This window comes from Microbacterium amylolyticum (genome assembly GCF_011046975.1).
Lineage (GTDB): Bacteria > Actinomycetota > Actinomycetes > Actinomycetales > Microbacteriaceae > Microbacterium > Microbacterium amylolyticum.
The window spans coordinates 111,085-130,293 of sequence record NZ_CP049253.1 but is presented as its reverse complement, the minus strand read 5'-3'; the positions used below and the strand labels follow the sequence as shown (position 1 = coordinate 130,293).

Here is a 19,209-nt window from a genome sequence, read left to right as displayed (position 1 = left end):
CCTGAGAACCCTCACTTCACCCTTGGGGCGGGATACCGCCTAAGCGGCCACCCCAAGGATGGAGTGACCAAGGGCTCACGGAACCGGAAGGGTCCGCGGCCGCCACGCTTCGCGACGGGCCTCGAACTGCGAAATCTTGTCTTCGTTACGCAGCGTGAGCCCGATGTCATCGAGCCCTTCGAGGAGCCGCCACCTAGTGTAATCGTCGATATCGAAAGCCGCCGTGAAGTCGCCGACCGTGGCGGTTCGCGCCACGAGATCCACCGTCATTGACATACCGGGGTTCGCCTCAATGGCCGCCCAGATCTTCTTCACATCATCTTCGGCAACAACACCGGCGACGAGGCCCTGCTTGCCCGAGTTTCCGCGGAAAATGTCGGCAAAACGCGAGCTCAGAACAACTTTGAAGCCGTAGTCGCGGAGCGCCCAGACGGCGTGTTCGCGGCTGGAACCGGTGCCGAAATCAGGCCCCGCAACAAGGATCGAGGCGTTCCTGTAAGGCTCCTGGTTAAGCACGAAATCGTCCTGCTGACGCCACGACGAAAACAGCGCATCTTCGAAGCCCGTCTTCGTCACGCGCTTGAGGTACACGGCCGGGATGATCTGGTCGGTGTCGACATTCGAACGCTTGAGCGGTGCAGCGACGCCCGTGTGGGTGGTGAACTTGTCCATGATCAGGCTCCTGCCCCTTCGAATTCAGCTCCGGCGGAAACGCCCAGGTCGGAGGGGCTCGACAATGTTCCCCGCACGGCCGTGGCCGCCGCCACGAGCGGCGACACCAGATGAGTGCGCCCTCCCTTGCCCTGACGACCCTCGAAGTTGCGGTTGCTGGTGGACGCGCAACGCTCCCCCGGGGCCAGCTGGTCGGGGTTCATTCCGAGGCACATGGAGCATCCGGCGAAGCGCCATTCGGCGCCGAAATCGGTCACGATCTTGTCGATGCCCTCGGCCTCGGCCTGCAATCGCACGCGCGCGGAACCGGGAACAACCATGACGCGCACGCCATCGGCTTTTGTGCGCCCCTCGATGATCGAGGCAAAGGCCCGAAGGTCTTCAATGCGGCTGTTCGTGCACGACCCCATGAAGACGGCGTCGACAGGAACCGACTTCATCGGTGTGCCGGGCTCAAGATCCATGTACTCGTAGGCACGCTCAGCAGCTGCGCGCTCGTTGGGGTCCGTGAATGAATCAGGCAGAGGAACCGATTCGCTCAGGGAAACGCCCTGTGCCGGATTCGTTCCCCACGTGACGAAGGGCTCAAGTTCATTCGCGTCGATGTAAACCTCCGCGTCGAAAACAGCGCCCTCATCCGTGGGGAGCGTCTTCCAGTACGCGACGGCGTCGTCCCAGTCCTGGCCCTGTGGGGCGTGGTCACGGCCCTTGACGTACTCAAACGTCGTCTCGTCGGGCGCGACCATCCCCGCGCGGGCGCCGGCTTCGATCGACATGTTGCAGACCGTCATGCGCCCCTCCATGGAGAGCGCGCGGATGGCGGAGCCACGGAACTCGAGCACGTACCCCTGGCCGCCACCGGTTCCGATCTTGGCGATCACGGCGAGAACGATGTCCTTCGCGGTGACGCCCGGCTTCAGATCACCCTCAACCGTAATGGCCATCGTTTTAAACGGCTTGAGCGGAAGCGTCTGCGTCGCCATGACGTGTTCGACTTCACTTGTTCCGATGCCGAACGCGAGAGCGCCGAACGCACCGTGCGTCGATGTGTGGCTGTCGCCGCAGACGACCGTGATCCCCGGCATGGACAGGCCCAGCTGGGGTCCGACAACATGCACGATTCCCTGCTCGGCATCGCCGAGAGAGTGCAGGCGCACGCCGTATTCCTTGGCGTTCTTGCGCAGGGTGTCGACCTGTGTGCGACTCGTCAGATCAGCGATCGGCTTATCGATGTTGAGCGTCGGAGTGTTGTGGTCCTCCGTGCCGATCGTCAGATCGACACGTCGCAGAGGCCGATTCTCCGTGCGCAACCCATCGAATGCCTGGGGGCTGGTGACCTCGTGAATGAGGTGAAGGTCGATGTAGATCAGGTCCGGCTGGCCATCTTCGCCGCGGACGACGATGTGGTCGTCCCACAGCTTCTCAGCCAGGGTGCGCGGGTGATCCGGAACGTGAATATCGGCGGTCATGCTCTGGTTATCTCTTCCTCGTCTCGAGCGGTGTCGGCCATCGACAGACTCCGCGACGGGAGGGCCTAGAGCGAAATCCCGTCGCGGCACCTAAGAAGAAGTCGATTGCACCGCACAACAACAACGGTAACAGAATGCTCAGCAGCGACCACACGCGTGCGATCGCTGCTGAGCAGGATGCGCATCCTCAATCGAGACGGGACATCATTTCTGAGTTGATTCGCGAGAAAGTGCCTTCTTCTTCTCGGCCGCGTTGACGACGATACTGGCGATCGTCGAGATCGCGATTGCGCCAAAGATCACGCCAAGCGAGGTCCAGTTGCTCACCTCAGGCGCCCATTCGACGTGCTCCCCGCCGTTGATGAAGGGCAGCTCGTTGACATGCAGAGCGTGGAAGAAGAGCTTTGCGCCAATGAAGGCGAGGATGAAAGCCACGCCGTACTTCAGGAAGCGCAGCTTGTCGAGCAGGTCCCCCAGGAGGAAGTAGAGCTGGCGCAGCCCCATGAGCGCGAACAGGTTCGCGGCGAACACGAGGAACGGCTCCTGGGTGATGCCGTAGATGGCGGGAATCGAGTCGACCGCGAAGACGAGGTCGGTGATGCCGATCGTGATGAAGACGATGAGCATCGGCGTCAACATGGTGCGGCCATTGACCTTGGTGCGCAGCTTGTTGCCGTCGTATTCGTTGTGGATCGGGATGAATCGTCCGAGGAGACGCACGATGAACGACTCCTGCTTACGGTCGTCTTCATGCTTCGTGTCGAACAGCTGTCGCGCGGCCGTGTAGACGAGGAATGCGCCGAAGATGTAGAAGATCCAGCTGAGGTTCTCGATGAGAACTGCCCCAAGGGCGATGAAGATCGCGCGCAGAATCAGCGCGATGATGATGCCCACCATGAGCACCTCCTGCTGATACTTCCGCGGCACCGAGAACTGCGTCATGATCAGCACGAACACGAACAGGTTGTCGATCGAGAGGCTCTTCTCTGTGAGCCATCCGGCCGTGAACTCGATGGCGTGTTCGCTATCTCCCATGAGGAACAGCACAACCGCGAACAACAGGGCGAGGCCGATATAGAAGGAGACCCACACCGTGGATTCCTTTGTCGAAGGAACGTGCGGGCGTTTGAGAATCAGCAGGAGGTCGCCGATCAGGATCACCGTCATGATGGTGAGCGTGGAGACCTGGAACCAGAGGGGAATGTCCAACGGGCGCCTTTCGGGGTAGGAGAAAACCTCGAAAGTCTCTCCCCCGCTCTCGCGGCACGCCCCCGGAGCCGCTTCGATGGTGCTCGTGGTGACGGGGTGCGCAGTTGGTGGGATACTCCCTCTCGCCCGGCCAGCGTAGCGCACCTTCCCGCAGAGACCGCCGGAAACGCAAAGAAGCCCGGAACGCGTGGTTCCGGGCTTCTTCTGACGGTGTGACCCCAGCGGGATTCGAACCCGCGTTACCGGCGTGAGAGGCCGGCGTACTAGGCCGCTATACGATGGGGCCGTCAGTCATCTTTCGATCTTTTCACTTGTTTGCTGTCCCGTTTGCGACAACTCAATAACTATAGAACGGATCATGGCGCAGCAACAAATCGAGGCACGGCCGATCGGTGCCCGGGCGTGTCTCCCAGATGAGAATCATATTCGGAATCCCGCTTCAGCGAAAGCCCATGACGCCCGCGTTTGATGGCAGGCTCGATCCATGCGCATCACGAAGAACGAACACGCGTATCTCACGGTAGAACACACGGACGAAACCCTCGTCATCGATCCCGGCGCCTTCTGCGCGGAGCTCGGTGCCCTCGCGGACGTCACGGCGATTGTCATCACCCACGAACATCCCGATCACTGGACGCCCGAGCATCTCCTTACGCTTCGACAGCAGTTCCCGGACGCACCGATCTTCACCACGGCAGCAACGGCGGCCGCCGCGCCCGTGGAAACGACCGTCGTCCACGCCGGTGACGATCGGCAGATCGGGGCGTTCTCGCTTCGGTTCTTCGGCGGAACACACAATGAGATCCATGCCTCGATCCCCCGTGTCGACAACGTCGGCGTGCTGGTCAACGAAACCCTGTACTACCCCGGCGACTCCTACGCGGTTCCGTCCGGTGTGGAGGTCCCCGTACTCGCGGCCCCCAACGGTGCGCCATGGCTGAAGATCGGTGAGGCGATGGACTTCGTTCTCGCCGTACGCCCCCGAGAAGCGTTCGGAACACACGACAAACCTCTGTCAGAGGTCGGCCTGGGCATGCACCGACAACGGCTGGCATGGGCCACAGAACAGCACGGCGGCATCTTCCACGACCTGGACGTCGGCGACGCGCTCACTGTCGCGAGCCCGTAGGCGGGATCACGATTCAGCACGAGACCGGCGATAGTGCTCGCGCGCAACAGCAATGAAGAGCGCGACGTCGCGCGATGTCTCGTCGGCCCGCCACCACACGTCAATCAGCACCGGTGGCACATCGTCGATGGGAACGTACACAAGCCCTGGCCGCGAGAAATGCGTTGCCGCCGATGCAGCAGCGATGTTCACGCCGACACCGGCGGCACAGAGTTCGATGATCCCCTCGATATCGTCTGACGTTGCGACAACGCGAGGATGCGAACCGTCGGGGCGGGGATCCACCAGCCACCCGTCGTGAACGTCCCGGCTCGCGCCCGTCAGCATCACGAATCCTTCGTTGTTCGTTTCGTCGATGCTGACGTGTTCACGATCGGCGAGAGGGTGGTCCCGACGGACGACGAGAACACGAGGCTCCTCGGCCAGGCGCTCGCGGCTGGCGGATCGGAAGCCGGCGTGTATTCACCCCCGGCGTTCCTGCGGCTGAGAGCTTCGGGCGTCTCACGAGCGCAGGATTCGCGGTCGCCGCTATCGACTATCGCCTGACGGGCGAAGCGATCTTTCCGGCACAGCTCGACGATGTCCGTGCGGCGCTGAGCTGGGTCCAAGACCAGGGCACGGCACAGGGAATCGACCCGTCCCGTATCGTCCTCTGGGGCGAATCCGCTGGCGGTCACCTGGCGGCGCTTGCCGGCCTCGACAACCAGGCCGGCGTGCGCGGAGTGGTCGACTGGTACGGCCCAGCAGATCTCGCGTCGTTTCCGGCGCCCGACGCGCAGACCGAACGCCCCACTCGTGAGGAACAGCTCATCGGCGGCCCCGTCGAGACACATCGTCCGACGGCGATCGAGGCGAGCACGGCGTTCGCGCGGAGATGCACCTGATTGCCGGGGCGGGGCATTTGTGGCAGGACGTGAAAGATCTCGACACGGTCTTCCGTCCGAGCATCGCGTTCGCACGGGACGTCACCGCGTAACCGTCGCGAGGCGAGGCGCCGGTTGCTGAACCTATTCGCCCGTAGCACTCCTGGATCGATCAACCTTCGGCAGAATGTGCCGGAGGATATCGGTGACCGAGACCACTCCGACAAGTTCTTCGCCATCGACGACCACGGCGAGTTGCTCGTGCTCGTCACGCATCAGTCTGAACGCTTCTCCCGCCGACATGCTCTGGTCCAGGGAGAGCGCGGGTCGCGTGATCTCCGCAATCCCCATGCTCCGCTCCCGAAGAAGAGTGTCGCGTACGTGCACAACGGCAAAGGAATCCGAGGTGCGCGGCGCGACGACAATGCGCATATGCCCGGTCCGCGCTGCGGCATCCTGCACATCGGCGACGGTCGCGTCGGGCTCGACTCGCGTCGGCTCGATCTCGCGACGGATGAGGTCCACGAGCTGCGCACGCTGGACATCAAGGATCTCCGCGAGCTGCGCGTGCACATTGGCGTCAATCGTTCCCGCCCGCCCCGACTGCTCAACGAGCTGGCGGATCGTATCGATGTCTTGCCCGCCCACGGCCGCCCGCTCAACGGGGGTCACTCCTGTCGCCAAAACGAGCTTGTTCGCCATGCGATTGATCCACAACAGCAGGGGACGGAGGAGTCGTTCGAGGCCCCGTGCCGGAAAAGCGATGATCTTGGCCGCCAGCTCGGGATAGGCGATGGCCCAGGACTTCGGCGCCATCTCACCAACGACCAGGTGCAGGAACGTGACGACGAACAGCGCCAGGACGAAGGCCACAACATCTGCCAGGCGCAACGGGAGGCCGAGCGTCTCGAGCGGCACAAGTAGCCACGCGTCAACAGCGGGCTTGGTGACCGCGCCCAGCGCGAACGTACACGCCGTGATCCCCAGCTGCGCCACGGCGAGCATCAGGGTGAGGTCGTTCATCCCGCGCAAAGCCGACCGAGCAGATGCGCGCGTTTCGGCTTCCTGCTCGAGGCGATGCCGCCGCGCCCCAAGAAGAGAGAACTCGATCACGACGAAAAAGGCACTCGCGGCAATCAAACCGATCGTCGCAACGATCACGATCCACGGGTTCATCGTGCGTCTCCCTCAGTGTCTTCGGGCGCCTCATCCTCGACGATGCGCAAGCGCACCTTGCCGGGTACCCGCCGCACGAGGTCGAGGATCATGACCTCCAGATAGCGGCGGACGGGGGTTTCGGCAACATAGTCGATCGGCTCAAGCGGAAGAGGGATGCGGAGCTGATCGCCCGCACGCGGAAGAGCCTTTTTCTCGGCGATCACGAGGCCCGAAAGCGTTTCGAAATCCCCGGGAGGAAGGTCATGTCCGATGATGCGGCGGAGCTCATCCACGTGGAGGTCACCGTCCATCAACCAGGCGTCGCCACCGATCGACAGCGTCTGTTCATGAGCACGCACATCGTGTTCGTCCTCAAGCTCGCCAACCAGTTCCTCCGCGAGATCCTCCGCGGTGAGAATGCCGGCGAAGCCTCCGTACTCGTCGATAACGCACGCGAGCTGCTGTTTGGCGTGCCGAAGCTGGTGAAGTGCCTCCGGCAGGCTCATGAGCGTGGGGATGATCACGGGTTCGCGCATCAGGTCCGCCGCTGTGTCGCTCGGCCCGGGAGTGCGACGAAGAAGAGCGGTGAGCTCAACGACACCAACAGGCTGACCCGATGGGTCAAGTACCGGGTATCGAGAGTGCCCAGCGGCCATCGTCCGGCGAAGCTCAGCAACAGGGAGATCCGCCGGAACGAAATCCACCCGTGAACGCGGCACCATGGCGTGTTCGACATCTTGCTCCGGGAACTCGATCACGCGATCCAGAATCAGGGAGAGCTCGCCGGGCAAATGACCGCTGTCACGCGATTCCGCCACAGCCCTGCGCAGCTCCTCAGGCGAGGCGTTCGTCTCGATGTCGTGCACCGGTTCGATACGCAAGAGCGCAAGAAGCGCGTTTGCCGACTTGTCGAACACCCAGATAAGCCATCCGAACATCGCGAGGTACACGAGTGTGGGTCGGCTGAGTTGCCGCGCCAAGGGTTCCGGGCTCGCGATCGCGAGGTTCTTCGGATAGAGCTCGCCGAAGATCATCTGGACAATGGTCGCCGCGGCGAGCGCGAGAACCGTACCGACGGTGACGCTGACGGCAACGGGAATGCCCGTTCCGCCGAGAAGCGTTCCGAGCGAGGCTCCGATCATCGGCTGGGCGACAAAGCCAACCAGCAGGCCGGTGACGGTGATACCGAGTTGCGCCCCCGACAGCATGAAGGACGTCCGGCGGGTGACTTTCAGCGCACGGGCTGCCGCCTCGTCGCCCGATGCTGCCAGCGCACGCAACCGAGAGCGGTCGACGGACATATAGGCGAACTCTTGTGCGACGAAGAAGCCATTGGCTGCGACGATCGCGAGGGTGGTGAGTATTCCCAGGATGAGGATGAGAGCCGCGATGATCATGCGCCACCCGCCTCGTTGCGATGATGGCGCTGTCTCGTGGACGGCGGCCTAAAACTCGGAGGTTCGTCGGTATGGCCCACCGGCGGTCTCACGCTCCTTCTGTTCGATGTTGTGTTGACGAAAGACTACACGGCAGATCTGCCGCCGGAATCCCTCACGGGGTGATCGCGTAGGCCGCGACCATCTCGGCGAGAATGTCCAGGTTTCGCCGAGCAGCCACGCTGTCGCGCGTCGCCAGCCAGACGGAGCTGACCCCGAGCATGGCCGACGTGGTGACCTCGGCTAGCTCCTCGATAGGAATCGAATACGTCATGCCCGTGCGTTCCGCCGCGTGGCGCAGGTGTTGCAGCGTCGCCGCCAGATACACGCGGTGCTCGATCGATGAGTAGTCCGACAGCGCTGAATCTCGCAATGCCAGAACGCTGAGTTCGGCAAGCACGAGCTGCTCCCCGGGGTCTTTTTCCACCTGCTGCCAATATCGGTCCATCAGCAATGCGATGCACTCTCGCGGAGACATCGACGGTGTGATCTCGTCACGCACGTCCTGAACCGGAGCTTCGGCGTCGCGTTCCATGAGCAGGACGAACAGCTCTTGCTTGGAGCGAAAGCAGTAGTGGAAGGCGCCTTGTGCGACACCCGCCTCTTCACAGATGCGACGGGTGGTTGCCGCGCGCACGCCGTCGCGCTTCATCACGGCCAGGGCGGCATCGGCGAGTTGCTCGCGCCGAATCTCCGCGCTGACATACGGCAGTGGGTTGCGCTCTCAGCACTTTCTCTTCCTGTGCTCCTGCTCAGCATCGACCTCACGGTGCTCTCGATCGCCGTGCCGGCGCTCAGCCGCGATCTCGAGCCGAGCGGAACGCAGCTGCTGTGGATCATCGATGTCTACGGCCTCGTGCTTGCCGGATCACTTCTTCTGATGGGTTCACTGGGTGATCGCATCGGACGGCGACTACTGCTGCTCGTCGGCGCAGCGGCGTTCGGGGCTGCATCCGTTTTGGCTGCATTCTCGGGCAGCGCCGAGGTCCTCATCGCTGCCCGCGCCATCATGGGACTCGCCGGGGCGACGCTGATGCCGTCGACCCTTGCCCTGATTCGCAACATCTTCCACGATCCCCTGCAGCGTCGCACCGCCGTCGCGATCTGGACCTCGTGCTTCGCTGCCGGCATGGGCCTCGGCCCCCTCCTGGGCGGTGCCTTGCTGGCTCACTTCGCCTGGGGCGCTCTGTTCCTGATCAATGTGCCGATCATGGTTCTTCTGCTCATCGCCGGGCCGTTCCTTCTTCCCGAATCGAAGAACCCGGACCCGGGCCCGTTCGACGTGCTGTCCGCCGTCCTCGTGACCACCGGCCTGGTTGCCGTTGTCTACGGTTTCAAGACCGCTGCCACGAACTCCTGGCAGGACGGATCGTGGATCGGAATCGCCGTCGGCTTCGTAGTCTTGGCCGCCGTCCTCCTCCGGCTCTTGCGCGCCCAGAACCCGCTGATCGACGTCCGTCTGTTCCGCGCCGCTCCGTTTACGACCTCCGTACTCGCGAACGCTCTCGGCGTTTTCGCTCAGACGTCGCTCCTGTTCTTCTTTCCGCAGTACGTGCAGGTCGTTCTGGAAAAGAGCCCGCTGGAAGCCGGTCTGTGGGCACTGCCCGTTGCGGTCGGATCTCTCCTTGGCGCTCTCTCGGCGCCGCTGTTCGCACGCGTGATCCCGGTCCCGTGGATCGTCGGAGGAGGATTCGCGCTGGCCGCAGCTGGCTTCGTCGCGATGAGCATGCTCGGCACCTCCGCCATTCTCGGAATCGCCGTCTTCGGCGGTTTCTTCCTCGGAGTAGGTGTCGGCGTTGCCGACCCGCTGACAAACGACGTCATTCTTGGCTCGGTTCCCCCACACAAGGCGGGCGCCGCAGCGGGAATCGGAGAGACGGGATACGAGGTGGGCGGCGCGCTCGGCATCGCGACGCTCGGAGCCGTCGGTATGTCGCTCTACCGTGACAATCTCACCTCTTCCGCTCCCGAAGGCATGTCCGCAGACGCTGTTGACGCAGCTTCCGAAACTCTCGGCGCCTCGCAAATCGTCGCCGACAGCCTCCCGGAAGAAATCGGCGCGGGGTTCCAGGCCATGGCGAACGAGGCCTTCACCGCCGCGATGAGCGATGTGTTCCTGATCGGAGCCGCGATCATGGCCGCAACAGCTGTCGCGGCAACGATCGTTCTCCGTCGGACGATGCGCTAGAGGCCGAGGGTGCGATGGCGGTGACGGGAAGCCGACCGATTCCTCGAAACCACAGCGTGTATGCGAGAAGTCCGCCAACGAGGCCGAGCCAGACATACCCCGCCACCGCCGGTAGCGAGATCTCGGCGGGTACGCCATCGATGAGCAGCGCGGGAACAATGAGCAACGTCCCGCCGGCGGCCAGCTGCCAGCTCGCGAACCCGACCGCCGAGACTCCGGGTGGTCGCCCCCAGCGCTTCGTAAGAACCACGCCCACTCCCATCGAGGCGGCGCCGGCGATCCCTGCCACCACGCCCACCGAGTCGAGGGCGGCTCCCGGGCCCAGCACCACCATCGCGACGCCGCCGACGCCAGCGACTCCCCACCCCAAACGCCACGTCGACAGCCGCTCGGACAGAACAATCACGACGAGCAGCGCCACGAGCGTCGATGCGCTGCGCTACGTGCTCGCCGTCGCGGAAGAACGCAACTTCACGCGTGCGGCTGCCCGATGTCACGTCGTGCAATCGGCATTGAGTCACCAAATCGCGTCGCTGGAGCGCGAGCTCGGCTTCCGGCCTGCGGCGGCGGGAGCATCCACACGTCACGGTCACGATGCGCGTGGGAAGCAGCGACGAATTCATCGCAGAGATCGCCGCAGGAGCACTCGACGTGGCGTTCCTGGGTTTACCAGAATCGGCGACCCCCGAGGGAGTGTCCTCACGCGTTCTCGCCAGAGATCGCCTGGTCGCCGCCGTGAGCCACACGCATCCGTTCGCGGACAGGGAACGGCTCACGCTGGCGGAGGTCGCCCACGAGTCCTTTATCGACTTCCTCGCGGGGAGCCCCGGGCGCGCTCAATCCGACATCACCTTCGCGGGAGCGGGTCTGACACGCGAGGTGCGCCTCGAAACCATGAGCGCGGAGCTCATGCTCGATCTCGTCGCAGAAAATCACGGAATAGCCCTGCTGTCACCGCGCGTTCTGGTCGATCGGCACGAGACTCGTGCCATACCCGTTGTCGATGGGCCAACGCGGGCCGAGCATCTCGCGTGAAGTCGGTTCAATCCGAGCTCCGCGGCCTCAGCATTCGTTGCCGTCGCCTGTCCTGACGCAGCCGACTAGTGGCGGCCGGCTGCGCCAGGTGAACGATGTCCTACGGAGCTACTCCCGCCGCCGCAGGCCGGAAGCCGAGTCGCGCGTTCTCACAGCAGCCCGGGCGGCACACATCGAACCACGGCCCCAGTTCAGTCCGCCGCGGCCGCTCGTTCTGCGGAACCGCCGCGATGCGCTCCTCGACGAGGTCGATCAGTCCTGACACGAACTGGGGGTCGATGCCGGGCGTTGGCGTCCGTATCGCACGCAGACCTGCCTCTTCTGCCGCCTCCATGGCCTCGTTATCGAGGTCCCACATCACTTCCATGTGGTCACTGACAAATCCGACCGGCACGATGACCACGCTCGACGCCCCCTCTGCGGGAAGCTCAGCGATTCGATCACAGATATCCGGTTCGAGCCACGGCTGGGAGGCGGGCCCTGAGCGCGACTGGAAGACGAGCTCCCACTCCACATCTTCCGCCAGCGGTTCGGAAGCACGCACCGCGTGCATCACGGCCTCGGCGACAGCGCGATGCTGCGCCTCGTATGCGCCGCCTGGACCGAAGTCGATGTCGCGCGGGCCCGAGCGCTCAGCGTCGGCCTGCGGGATGCTGTGCGTCGTAAACAGCACGGTGACGGCGCTGGCGTCGGCAGAACCTCGCAACTCCCGGATTGCTTCGACAACCCCCGGGACGAATGCGTCGATAAAACCGGGGTGATCAAAGAACTGACGGATCTTGTCGACCTCGACCGTATCGCCGAGGCCTGATTCCTCAACCGCGCGGGACAGATCCTCTCGATACTGCCGGCAGCTGGAGTACGAGCTGTATGCGCTCGTGGCCAACGCGAGCAGGCGGGTGTGTCCGTCTCGGGCCGCCTCTGCGACGGTGTCGGTCAGGTACGGCGCCCAATTTCGGTTGCCCCAGTACACGGGAAGCGCAATGCCGCGCCGGGCCAGTTCTGCTTCGAGCGCCTCTTTCAGCGCACGGTTCTGCGCGTTGATCGGGCTGACACCGCCGAAGTGCCGGTAGTGATGCGCCACTTCCTCCAGGCGCTCATCGGGGATCCCACGACCGCGAGTGACATTGCGGAGAAACGGCAGAACGTCGTCCTGCCCTTCCGGCCCGCCGAACCCGGCGAGAAGGAGTGCGTCGTAGGACTGTCCTTCGCTGGCGTACGGGGCACCGCTGGCCGATGCCGGTGACGCGAACGGAACGGTGGTGTCTTTCATGATGACCTCCCGAGGTCGAAGCGGGATCAGATCGCGCCGATGGCGACGACGATGAGAAGAAGAGTGAGGAGGAACCCACACACGAAATTGATGCCGAGAAACAGCCGCCATCCGCGGTTTGCACGCGCGGAATCGGCGTCCGAGATGCGGAAGAACGGCGCAGCAGCGCACACATACGGAACCACGAGGAATGCTGCCCATGCCGCCGGTGGCCCCGCGAACACGAGGAACGCCGCAGCCGCCAGCCACATCAGAATCGCAAAGCGCACCGTGCGAGCAGCGCCGAAGCGGGTGGCGATCGAGGAGATTCCCGCTTCACGATCGGGCAGAACATCCTGAACAGCCCCGAAAGCATGGCTCGCAATTCCCCAGGCGAAGAATGCCGCGAGGGCCGCCACAACCGTGAGGGAGAAATCTCCTCCGGCTGCTGCCACACCGTACACAGCCGGGGCGACGAAATGGGTACTCGATGTGATCGAGTCGACAAGCGGGATTTCCTTGGCCCGAAAAGGCGGTGCAGAGTATGCGACCACCGCGAACATCGCAATCGCCAGGGGAATGAGAGCAAGCGGCGGTGCGAGAACACCCAGGGCAACGATGAACGGGGCGCAGCTCACGCCGGAGGCCACGAGCACCATGCGATGCTTCGCGGGCGCCAGAAGTGCGCCCTCAACGCCGCCCTTTCGCGGGTTCGCGATATCGGAGGCGTAGTCGAAAACATCGTTGATGCCATACATCGCCAGGTTGTACGGCACGAGGAAGAAAACGACGCCAACGATGAAGAGGGGGTCGACGATTCCGCCGGCCAGCAGGTAGGCCGCGGCAAAGGGATACGCCGTGTTGATCCAGCTCAGCGGGCGGGATGCGGCGACAAGATCACGAATCATCCCGGCTCCGGAGACGAGACCACAGCGCAGGAAGAAGAATGGCAGCCGCCAGCGGGTAGGCGAGATCTTCGATCGGCACGAGCCCGATTTTGATCCCGGTGAGATGAGGATCTGCGTAGACGAAGAGTCCCGCAGCGATCATCAGGTTGTCGAACACGATCGTCAACGCCAACAGCACGAGAAGCGTCAGCGCGGCTCCCCGGAGCAGACGATCTCCGCGTCGCGCCAAGAAAAACGCGGCGATGGCGGCGACCCCGACGAATACCGCGGAAACGAGCGCGTAGGTCATGAGCGCTTCCTCCGACGTTCAGCGACGATGCGTTCCGCCCCGCAGAACGTCACCATCGTCACCTCACAAAAGAACAGCAGGAACACCAGCTCTTCCACCGGAAGCTCCGGAGCAAGAAGAAGGCCCGTCATGTACGGCGTCTCACCCCGCGCAAAAATTCCTGTGGCGATTCCGACCAGATCCCAGGCGATAAAGAAGGCCGCACCGATCACCAGCACGGCAAGAGCGGCGCGGGGTGACTTCCCGAGGAACAAGCGAAACCGAAGGTCGACGGCCACAACGCACGCCGCGCAGATGAGCAGCGTTGCGAGATAGAGCACACTCATTGCGGCTCCTCGAGCGGGCCAGCGCTGCGATCGTCTCGCATCTGCTTCACGACCAGCTCCGCGCTGATCAGGCACATCGGCAAACCGATCCCCGGAATGGTGGTCGCACCGGCGTAGAGGAGGCCATCCACCCGCGAAGAGGTGTTGCGCCCGCGAAGCATCGCGCTCTGGCGAAGGGTGTGCGCGGGGCCAAGAGCACCGCCTCGCCATGCACCGAATTCACGAGAAAAGTCTGCCGGACCAACGGATCGCCTCACGACAATGCGCTCTCGGAGATCCGCGATTCCTGCCCACGAGGAAATCTGGTCGATCGCGCGATCCACGGCGGCTTCGACCGCCGTCGATCCTGCACCGTCCATTCCACCCGATCCGATCTCGGTGTCGGCGGGAACAGGAACAAGGACGAAGAGATTCTCGTGGCCCGGAGGTGCAACGCTGTCGGTCGCGCTCGGGCGGCACACATACAGCGATGCCGGGTCGGGAATGTGGGGATGGTCGCCGTAGATGGCGTCGAAACCTTCTTCCCACTGCTTCGTGAAGAACAACGAGTGGTGCGCGAGCTCCGGCAACTCACCGCGCACCCCCAACATCGCCAAAACGGCGCCCGGCCCCGGGTCGCGCTTATCCCACCACGCGTCGTTGCGGTCGCGCTGCTCCGGCTCCAGCAGTTCGCGCTCCGTCACGCGCAGGTCAGCCGTGGAGACAACGACATCGGCGGGGAGAAACTCGCTCTCCCCCGACGGCGTCGACACCTCGACGCCCACCGTTTTTCGCCCCTCGACAACAATGCGACGAGCGGGTGTCGACGTCCGGATCCACACGCCCTGGCGTTCAGCGAGGCGAACGATGGCCGAGATCACCTCGCCGAATCCACCGCGCGGGTAGAACACCCCCTGACCAACGTCCATATGGCTCATGAGGTGATACATACTCGGCGCCGCCTGCGGGGAGGTTCCGAGAAAAACCGCGGGATAGCCGAGAACCTGGCGCAGGCGATCATCATCGGTGTGCCGCTGAATGAACCTGTCTAGCGGCTCGGTCAGCAAGCGAGTCAGACGCGGAAGCCCCTTGACGACATCGGCCGCCAACAGCGGGGCGAACGACCGGAAAGTGGTGTACAGAAAGTACTCGGTCGCGAGCTTGTACGTCGTTTCGGCTGACGCGAGATAGGCGTCGATTCCCTTCGCGTTGTCGGGATCGAGCGCAACGAGCGCATCTCGGGCTCCGGTGGCTGGCAGATCGAACGCGTCGTCCGTCCCCTCAAAGAACACGCGGTAGGCAGGATCGAGGGGAACGAGTTCGAGTTCCTTCTCGCTTGTCGTGCCGAGCATGCGGAAGAAGTGATCGAACACTTCCGGCATCAGGTACCACGAGGGGCCCGTATCGAACGTGAACCCCTCGTGTTGCCAGGTCCCCGCGCGACCGCCGAGCTGCTCACGCGCCTCAACGAGAGTGACATCGTGCCCATCCTTTGCGAGGAGGGCAGCCGTTGCGAGACCGGAGATCCCGCCGCCAATGACAACAACCCGCTGGCCAGGACTCACAGTGTGCTCCGTCCGAGTGCGGCTCGAGCGAGGACACGTGCCTTTTGCGCGGACGGCACCGAAACGCGGCATACGAGAAGCTCGTCGGCAGGAGTTGATCGAATCTGATGGTTCAACCGCGCGAACAGCCCGGCAGCAGCCAGCGTGGCACGCCGCGCACGCGGCGGGAGTCGAACGATCGCCGCTCGAGCGATCGTCAGGTCGGCGTCGATGTCATCGGCTACCGCATGTTTGTCGGCCTCCGTGAACCGTGCCAAGTCGACACCGGGCAAATAGCACCGTCCCAGGCGCGTCGCATCATCCGCGATATCTCGCAAGAAGTTCACTTTCTGGAAGGCGGCGCCGAGGCGCCGCGCGCCCTCTTCGAGATCCTCATCCAGGGGAACGGTTCGGTCTTCCTGCAGAAAGGCACGCAGGCACATCAGACCAACGACCTCAGCGGATCCGTGAATGTAGCGGCGGTACGACGGCTCATCGAATTCGCCATCCCCGTCGATATCGGTGCGCATCGAGGCGAAGAACGGACGGATGAGCTTCTCCGTGATACCAACTTCTCTGGCTGTTCGGGCGAACGCGTGCACAACGAGGTCGGTGCTGTAACCGCGAGCGACAGCCGCCAGCGTTTCTTCTTCAAGGCTGTCAAGCAGTTCGCGCGTCTCTTCGTCGCTGAGACCGGCTTCGGCGCCGGTTCCGTCGACCAACTCGTCAGCGACGCGCACGAGCGCATAGATCACCGCGATGTGCATGCGGACGTCCGGAGCCAGGAGTTTGCTGGCGAGCCGAAACGAGGTGGAGTACGAGCCGATCACGCGATCGGATGCCTCTCGTGCCGTTCGCGTGTAGAGGGCGAGGCCGTCGATCCGGGTCATGCGCCGCGCTCCACACAAGCATCCGCGAACGTCTCAAGCTCGGACTGAAAGTCGCTGGTGAAACCGGAATCCGCGATCACGGTGCCCACCTGTGCCCGCCGCTCATTGATCTCTTCTTCCACCGCGTCGAGAGCTCCAGATTCCACGATGACCGCCCGAATTAGCTGGGCGCCGCTCTCATCGAGATCAGCGCTGCCGAAGAGATGTTCCACTCCCGCCCAGCCCGGGTGCTGCTTCGCGAGAGCGATCAGCAGAGTTGCTTTGCCCTCGCGGAGATCTCCGAGCGTCGACTTTCCGGTTTTGGCTTCATCACCGAAGGCACCGAGAACGTCGTCGCGGAGTTGATACATCACGCCGAGCTGCGTGCCGATGTTCGTCAGCGTTGTGACAGCCGACTCGTCGTCGACGCCGGCAAGGAGAGCGCCGGCGCGCAGCGGTGCACAAAAGGAGTACGCCGCCGTCTTGTGCGCCATCATCTGTCGAATCCCCTCAGGCGTCACGCTGAGGGTGCCAACGGCAAACCCCACGTCGGCGTGTTCCCCGGCGGCCGTCATCTCGAGCGCTTCATCGACAATGTCGTGAAGTGCCGGTGTCGCCGGAGTCGCCGTACGGGCAATCAACGCGTGGACGGCGCTGAGCAGAAGGTCACCTGCCAGGAGCGCCGAACCCCGGCTCCATTCGGCGGCTCGGTCAGTGCCGACGCCTGTCGCCAGTGCGTCCGCGACGTACTCCCCCGCAAGGTTGGGCGCACCGCGCCGGCGAAGGTCGCCGTCAAGGAGATCGTCGTGCACAAGGAGCGCAGTGTGAAGGAGCTCAAAAGCAGCTGCGACGTCAACTGCCGCGGGATCGTGGCCGCCGAAATGGGTGTGGGCAAGGAGAACCAGGCGTGGACGCACCAGCTTGCCGCCCCGGCACGCTGCGCTGATCCGTTGCCACAGAACCTCGTGGGATTCGCCAAACTGGCGCGCACGCGCGAGGCGCTCTTCGAAGAACCGGTCGAGGGCGGCCTCCACGCCGACAGTTTCGAGCACGAGAGTCATGTCGCTGTCCTCTCGCGCTGCCACGCGCTCGCCCGAATGACGCCATCCGCCCCGGAGAGGTCCTGCGCCTGGAGCACGAGCCACGGGCTGAAAGCCCAGGGCGCGGCGGTCAGTGCCGCGGCAAGATCTTCCGGCTTGACCCAGCGCGTTTCCATCACCTCATCCGCAGAGGGCACGATGTCACCCGCGTGCCGAGCAAGATACACAGGACAAATCTCGTTCTCAACGATTCCACTTGCGTCCACAGCACGGTATCGGAAGTCCGGCAGTGCCAGCGTGATCGCATCGACGAACGTGCCGAGCTCCTGCTGCGCACGACGCTCAACCGCATCAGGGACGGCCTCGAATGGCTCGGGGTGGCCACAGAAGGAATTTGTCCATGTGCCAGGCCAGGTGCGCTTCGTCATGGCGCGGCGGGTGATCAAGACACGGCCATCGTCATCGAGCAGATGACACGAGAAAGCCAGGTGAAGTGGCGTCGACGTGGTGTGCACGTCGCGTTTGTCTGCAACGCCAAGGGCGGCGCCCTGATCGTCGAGCAGAACGACCCGTTCGCGGGTTGCGGTCATGGTGAGCTCTCCCTGTGATAATCGCTAGCTATACTAGTCACTAGCCAAGCGAAAGACCAACGAGCGTAGGGTCAATCCTGATGAGCCCCAAGATCCCCCCACAGTTCACATCGCCACTGACGATGTTGGATCCGCGCGTGCTCGATCCGGACGAAACGCTTGTCCAACGCTCCCACCTCTCAGACGCTGATATCAGCCAGTCCGTGGAAGTTCTTGAAGCGATGCATCGCTGGCGGGAGGCAGAGCAGGCGATGAGTGAAGCGTCTCGTCGCTACATGAAGCTCGGCGACACGGACATGCGCGCGCTCCGTTTCCTCATCACCTCGCGGAGCCAGCGCGTCGACGTCACACCGAGCGCACTCGCGGCACACCTGCGAATATCAACCGCGTCAACCACGAAGATGCTCGATCGGCTGGCCAAAGCCGGGCACATCGTGCGCCAACCCCATCCGCACGATCGACGCCGTCTGACGATCGAAATCACGGACGAGACGAGAAACGCGGCGCGAGCGAGCGTCGGACGATCACATGCGCGACGCTTTGATGTCGTCGCCGCCCTCTCCCCGGCAGAGCGCGCCGCGATCGTCGCTTTCTTCAACGCTCTCACCGCGACAACGGAGGACGGCCTGGTCTCGGATGAGGGTTCTCTCCCGGACGACACCGCTGAAGATTTACGTCACTGAGGACAACGCCGCCTTGGCGCGGCTGCGCAACGAGAGATAACGGCGTTCCGCGTTGCCGGGAATCTGCTCCGGAAGCGCATCAATGTCGAACCAACGCACGGCATCGGACTCATCGCTGACAACAAGCCTGGCGCCCGGATCCGCGATCACCGCGACGCCGAAATCCAGGTGTGAAGCGCACCGTCCAAAACTCGCGCTCAGCGCGTGGTGATCGAGGTCGTGCGCCACAAAGGCGTCCTCGCCGAGAACCAGCCCCGTCTCCTCTCGCAGCTCACGCAGGGCGGCCGCCAGAATCGTTTCGTCTTCGCCCTCGATATGCCCACCCGGTTGCACCCAGAACTGCCCCTTGCCATGAAAGACCAGAAGGGTCTTCGTGAGCGTTGCATCGAACACGATGCAGGACGCCGTCGCATGGTCAGCGCCGTCACCGCGGTACAGCGGCGGCTCCGCCTGAAGAAAGCGACGCGTAAACGACGCGTGCATCTCACGATCGCTGGCATCCGCCGGCACCCATTCCCGCACGATACGGGCGGCGTCAGTTGCAAGAGCAGGCGGCATACGTCGACCCTA

22 protein-coding genes, 1 tRNA gene and 1 pseudogene are annotated in these 19,209 nt (G+C 63.7%); 6 read left to right on the top strand and 18 right to left on the bottom strand.

Annotation, left to right across the window (positions count from 1 at the left end; translation table 11 throughout):
• Positions 1–75: 75 nt before the first annotated feature.
• The 4 genes from leuD to G6N81_RS00715 all read right to left on the bottom strand — a co-directional run bounded on the left by leuD (position 76) and on the right by G6N81_RS00715 (position 3,636).
• Entirely contained in the window at positions 76–672 is a 597-nt protein-coding gene (gene leuD, locus G6N81_RS00730; RefSeq protein ID WP_165131755.1) for a 3-isopropylmalate dehydratase small subunit, read from the bottom strand.
• 2 nt (positions 673–674) lie between these two features.
• On the bottom strand, positions 675–2,141 hold the full coding sequence (gene leuC / locus G6N81_RS00725) for a 3-isopropylmalate dehydratase large subunit (protein WP_165131752.1): 1,467 nt from the start codon (positions 2,139–2,141) through the stop codon (positions 675–677).
• A 204-nt stretch (positions 2,142–2,345) separates the two neighbouring features.
• Positions 2,346–3,350: a TerC/Alx family metal homeostasis membrane protein gene (locus G6N81_RS00720; protein ID WP_165131749.1), complete on the bottom strand. Its 1,005-nt coding sequence runs from the start codon at positions 3,348–3,350 to the stop codon at positions 2,346–2,348.
• 213 nt (positions 3,351–3,563) lie between these two features.
• Positions 3,564–3,636 (bottom strand) — tRNA-Glu (locus tag G6N81_RS00715).
• Positions 3,637–3,834: 198 nt separating this feature from the next.
• On the opposite strand from G6N81_RS00715, the gene G6N81_RS00710 reads away from it, so the two are divergent.
• Entirely contained in the window at positions 3,835–4,479 is a 645-nt protein-coding gene (locus G6N81_RS00710) for an MBL fold metallo-hydrolase (protein ID WP_165131727.1), read from the top strand.
• Between the two features lie 6 nt (positions 4,480–4,485).
• On the opposite strand, the gene G6N81_RS00705 is transcribed toward G6N81_RS00710, so the two are convergent.
• Entirely contained in the window at positions 4,486–4,905 is a 420-nt protein-coding gene (locus tag G6N81_RS00705) for a LysR substrate-binding domain-containing protein (protein ID WP_241245094.1), read from the bottom strand.
• Between the two features lie 17 nt (positions 4,906–4,922).
• Here G6N81_RS00705 and G6N81_RS12915 point away from each other — a divergent pair, with 17 nt between their 5' ends.
• On the top strand, positions 4,923–5,363 hold the full coding sequence (locus G6N81_RS12915; RefSeq protein WP_165137514.1) for an alpha/beta hydrolase fold domain-containing protein: 441 nt from the start codon (positions 4,923–4,925) through the stop codon (positions 5,361–5,363).
• A 123-nt stretch (positions 5,364–5,486) separates the two neighbouring features.
• Here G6N81_RS12915 and G6N81_RS00695 read toward each other — a convergent pair whose 3' ends face one another.
• The 3 genes from G6N81_RS00695 to G6N81_RS00685 all read right to left on the bottom strand — a co-directional run bounded on the left by G6N81_RS00695 (position 5,487) and on the right by G6N81_RS00685 (position 8,588).
• On the bottom strand, positions 5,487–6,518 hold the full coding sequence (locus G6N81_RS00695; RefSeq protein ID WP_165131716.1) for a CNNM domain-containing protein: 1,032 nt from the start codon (positions 6,516–6,518) through the stop codon (positions 5,487–5,489).
• Positions 6,515–7,897, bottom strand: coding sequence for a hemolysin family protein (locus G6N81_RS00690; RefSeq protein ID WP_165131693.1), 1,383 nt, complete (start codon positions 7,895–7,897; stop codon positions 6,515–6,517). Before G6N81_RS00690 ends, G6N81_RS00695 begins: the two co-directional genes overlap by 4 nt.
• Positions 7,898–8,051: 154 nt before the next feature.
• A complete protein-coding gene (locus G6N81_RS00685) occupies positions 8,052–8,588 on the bottom strand; it encodes a TetR/AcrR family transcriptional regulator (RefSeq protein ID WP_165131690.1) in 537 nt (178 codons plus the stop codon).
• A gap of 90 nt (positions 8,589–8,678) precedes the next feature.
• On the opposite strand from G6N81_RS00685, the gene G6N81_RS00680 reads away from it, so the two are divergent.
• Positions 8,679–10,124: an MFS transporter gene (locus tag G6N81_RS00680; RefSeq protein WP_241245006.1), complete on the top strand. Its 1,446-nt coding sequence runs from the start codon at positions 8,679–8,681 to the stop codon at positions 10,122–10,124.
• Here G6N81_RS00680 and G6N81_RS00675 read toward each other — a convergent pair.
• Complete coding sequence (locus G6N81_RS00675) at positions 10,069–10,545, bottom strand: EamA family transporter (RefSeq protein ID WP_241245005.1); 477 nt, start codon at positions 10,543–10,545, stop codon at positions 10,069–10,071. The two genes, G6N81_RS00680 and G6N81_RS00675, sit on opposite strands and share 56 nt — an antisense overlap.
• Before the next feature lie 22 nt (positions 10,546–10,567).
• Here G6N81_RS00675 and G6N81_RS12820 point away from each other — a divergent pair.
• Positions 10,568–10,621: pseudogene (locus G6N81_RS12820) on the top strand (hypothetical protein); the annotation flags it as partial.
• 103 nt (positions 10,622–10,724) lie between these two features.
• Positions 10,725–11,159, top strand: a complete 435-nt coding sequence (locus G6N81_RS00670; RefSeq protein ID WP_241245004.1) for a LysR substrate-binding domain-containing protein — start codon at positions 10,725–10,727, stop codon at positions 11,157–11,159.
• A 100-nt stretch (positions 11,160–11,259) separates the two neighbouring features.
• Here the strand turns inward: G6N81_RS00670 and G6N81_RS00665 are convergent, their stop codons facing one another.
• From G6N81_RS00665 to idi, 8 genes are read right to left on the bottom strand one after another with little or no spacing between them, the layout of a single operon-like run.
• A complete protein-coding gene (locus G6N81_RS00665; protein ID WP_165131684.1) occupies positions 11,260–12,432 on the bottom strand; it encodes a ferrochelatase in 1,173 nt (390 codons plus the stop codon).
• A gap of 26 nt (positions 12,433–12,458) precedes the next feature.
• On the bottom strand, positions 12,459–13,319 hold the full coding sequence (locus G6N81_RS00660) for a prenyltransferase (RefSeq protein WP_165131681.1): 861 nt from the start codon (positions 13,317–13,319) through the stop codon (positions 12,459–12,461).
• Positions 13,309–13,608 (bottom strand): lycopene cyclase domain-containing protein, encoded by a 300-nt coding sequence (locus tag G6N81_RS00655; protein ID WP_165131678.1) that lies wholly within the window; start codon positions 13,606–13,608, stop codon positions 13,309–13,311. The genes G6N81_RS00660 and G6N81_RS00655 overlap by 11 nt, the downstream gene beginning before the upstream one ends.
• Positions 13,605–13,934, bottom strand: a complete 330-nt coding sequence (locus G6N81_RS00650; RefSeq protein WP_165131675.1) for a lycopene cyclase domain-containing protein — start codon at positions 13,932–13,934, stop codon at positions 13,605–13,607. Before G6N81_RS00650 ends, G6N81_RS00655 begins: the two co-directional genes overlap by 4 nt.
• Positions 13,931–15,550, bottom strand: a complete 1,620-nt coding sequence (crtI, locus tag G6N81_RS00645; RefSeq protein WP_165131672.1) for a phytoene desaturase family protein — start codon at positions 15,548–15,550, stop codon at positions 13,931–13,933. Before crtI ends, G6N81_RS00650 begins: the two co-directional genes overlap by 4 nt.
• Positions 15,475–16,347 carry a phytoene/squalene synthase family protein gene (locus G6N81_RS00640; protein ID WP_165131669.1) on the bottom strand — a complete coding sequence of 291 codons (873 nt, stop codon included), beginning with the start codon at positions 16,345–16,347 and terminating at the stop codon, positions 15,475–15,477. Before G6N81_RS00640 ends, crtI begins: the two co-directional genes overlap by 76 nt.
• On the bottom strand, positions 16,344–17,387 hold the full coding sequence (locus tag G6N81_RS00635; RefSeq protein WP_165131666.1) for a polyprenyl synthetase family protein: 1,044 nt from the start codon (positions 17,385–17,387) through the stop codon (positions 16,344–16,346). The genes G6N81_RS00640 and G6N81_RS00635 overlap by 4 nt, the downstream gene beginning before the upstream one ends.
• A complete protein-coding gene (gene idi / locus G6N81_RS00630; RefSeq protein ID WP_165131663.1) occupies positions 17,384–17,956 on the bottom strand; it encodes an isopentenyl-diphosphate Delta-isomerase in 573 nt (190 codons plus the stop codon). Before idi ends, G6N81_RS00635 begins: the two co-directional genes overlap by 4 nt.
• 80 nt (positions 17,957–18,036) lie before the next feature.
• Between idi and G6N81_RS00625 the strand changes: the two genes are divergently transcribed.
• The gene (locus G6N81_RS00625) at positions 18,037–18,639 is read left to right on the top strand and encodes a MarR family winged helix-turn-helix transcriptional regulator (RefSeq protein WP_241245002.1); all 603 of its coding nucleotides are present in this window, start codon (positions 18,037–18,039) and stop codon (positions 18,637–18,639) included.
• Here the strand turns inward: G6N81_RS00625 and G6N81_RS00620 are convergent.
• Complete coding sequence (locus G6N81_RS00620) at positions 18,628–19,197, bottom strand: NUDIX hydrolase (protein ID WP_165131660.1); 570 nt, start codon at positions 19,195–19,197, stop codon at positions 18,628–18,630. The two genes, G6N81_RS00625 and G6N81_RS00620, sit on opposite strands and share 12 nt — an antisense overlap.
• Positions 19,198–19,209: the final 12 nt, after the last annotated feature.

Excerpts from the sequence above, each read along its gene's own strand:
- leuD (WP_165131755.1), bottom strand. The coding sequence starts at position 672 with ATGGACAAGTTCACCACCCACACGGGCGTCGCTGCACCGCTCAAGCGT.
- leuC (WP_165131752.1), bottom strand. The coding sequence starts at position 2,141 with ATGACCGCCGATATTCACGTTCCGGATCACCCGCGCACCCTGGCTGAG.
- G6N81_RS00710 (WP_165131727.1), top strand. The coding sequence starts at position 3,835 with ATGCGCATCACGAAGAACGAACACGCGTATCTCACGGTAGAACACACG.
- G6N81_RS00695 (WP_165131716.1), bottom strand. The coding sequence starts at position 6,518 with ATGAACCCGTGGATCGTGATCGTTGCGACGATCGGTTTGATTGCCGCG.
- G6N81_RS00690 (WP_165131693.1), bottom strand. The coding sequence starts at position 7,897 with ATGATCATCGCGGCTCTCATCCTCATCCTGGGAATACTCACCACCCTC.
- G6N81_RS00685 (WP_165131690.1), bottom strand. The coding sequence starts at position 8,588 with ATGAAGCGCGACGGCGTGCGCGCGGCAACCACCCGTCGCATCTGTGAA.
- G6N81_RS00665 (WP_165131684.1), bottom strand. The coding sequence starts at position 12,432 with ATGAAAGACACCACCGTTCCGTTCGCGTCACCGGCATCGGCCAGCGGT.
- G6N81_RS00660 (WP_165131681.1), bottom strand. The coding sequence starts at position 13,319 with ATGATTCGTGATCTTGTCGCCGCATCCCGCCCGCTGAGCTGGATCAAC.
- G6N81_RS00655 (WP_165131678.1), bottom strand. The coding sequence starts at position 13,608 with ATGACCTACGCGCTCGTTTCCGCGGTATTCGTCGGGGTCGCCGCCATC.
- G6N81_RS00650 (WP_165131675.1), bottom strand. The coding sequence starts at position 13,934 with ATGAGTGTGCTCTATCTCGCAACGCTGCTCATCTGCGCGGCGTGCGTT.
- crtI (WP_165131672.1), bottom strand. The coding sequence starts at position 15,550 with ATGCCGCGTTTCGGTGCCGTCCGCGCAAAAGGCACGTGTCCTCGCTCG.
- G6N81_RS00640 (WP_165131669.1), bottom strand. The coding sequence starts at position 16,347 with ATGACCCGGATCGACGGCCTCGCCCTCTACACGCGAACGGCACGAGAG.
- G6N81_RS00635 (WP_165131666.1), bottom strand. The coding sequence starts at position 17,387 with ATGACTCTCGTGCTCGAAACTGTCGGCGTGGAGGCCGCCCTCGACCGG.
- idi (WP_165131663.1), bottom strand. The coding sequence starts at position 17,956 with ATGACCGCAACCCGCGAACGGGTCGTTCTGCTCGACGATCAGGGCGCC.
- G6N81_RS00625 (WP_241245002.1), top strand. The coding sequence starts at position 18,037 with ATGAGCCCCAAGATCCCCCCACAGTTCACATCGCCACTGACGATGTTG.
- G6N81_RS00620 (WP_165131660.1), bottom strand. The coding sequence starts at position 19,197 with ATGCCGCCTGCTCTTGCAACTGACGCCGCCCGTATCGTGCGGGAATGG.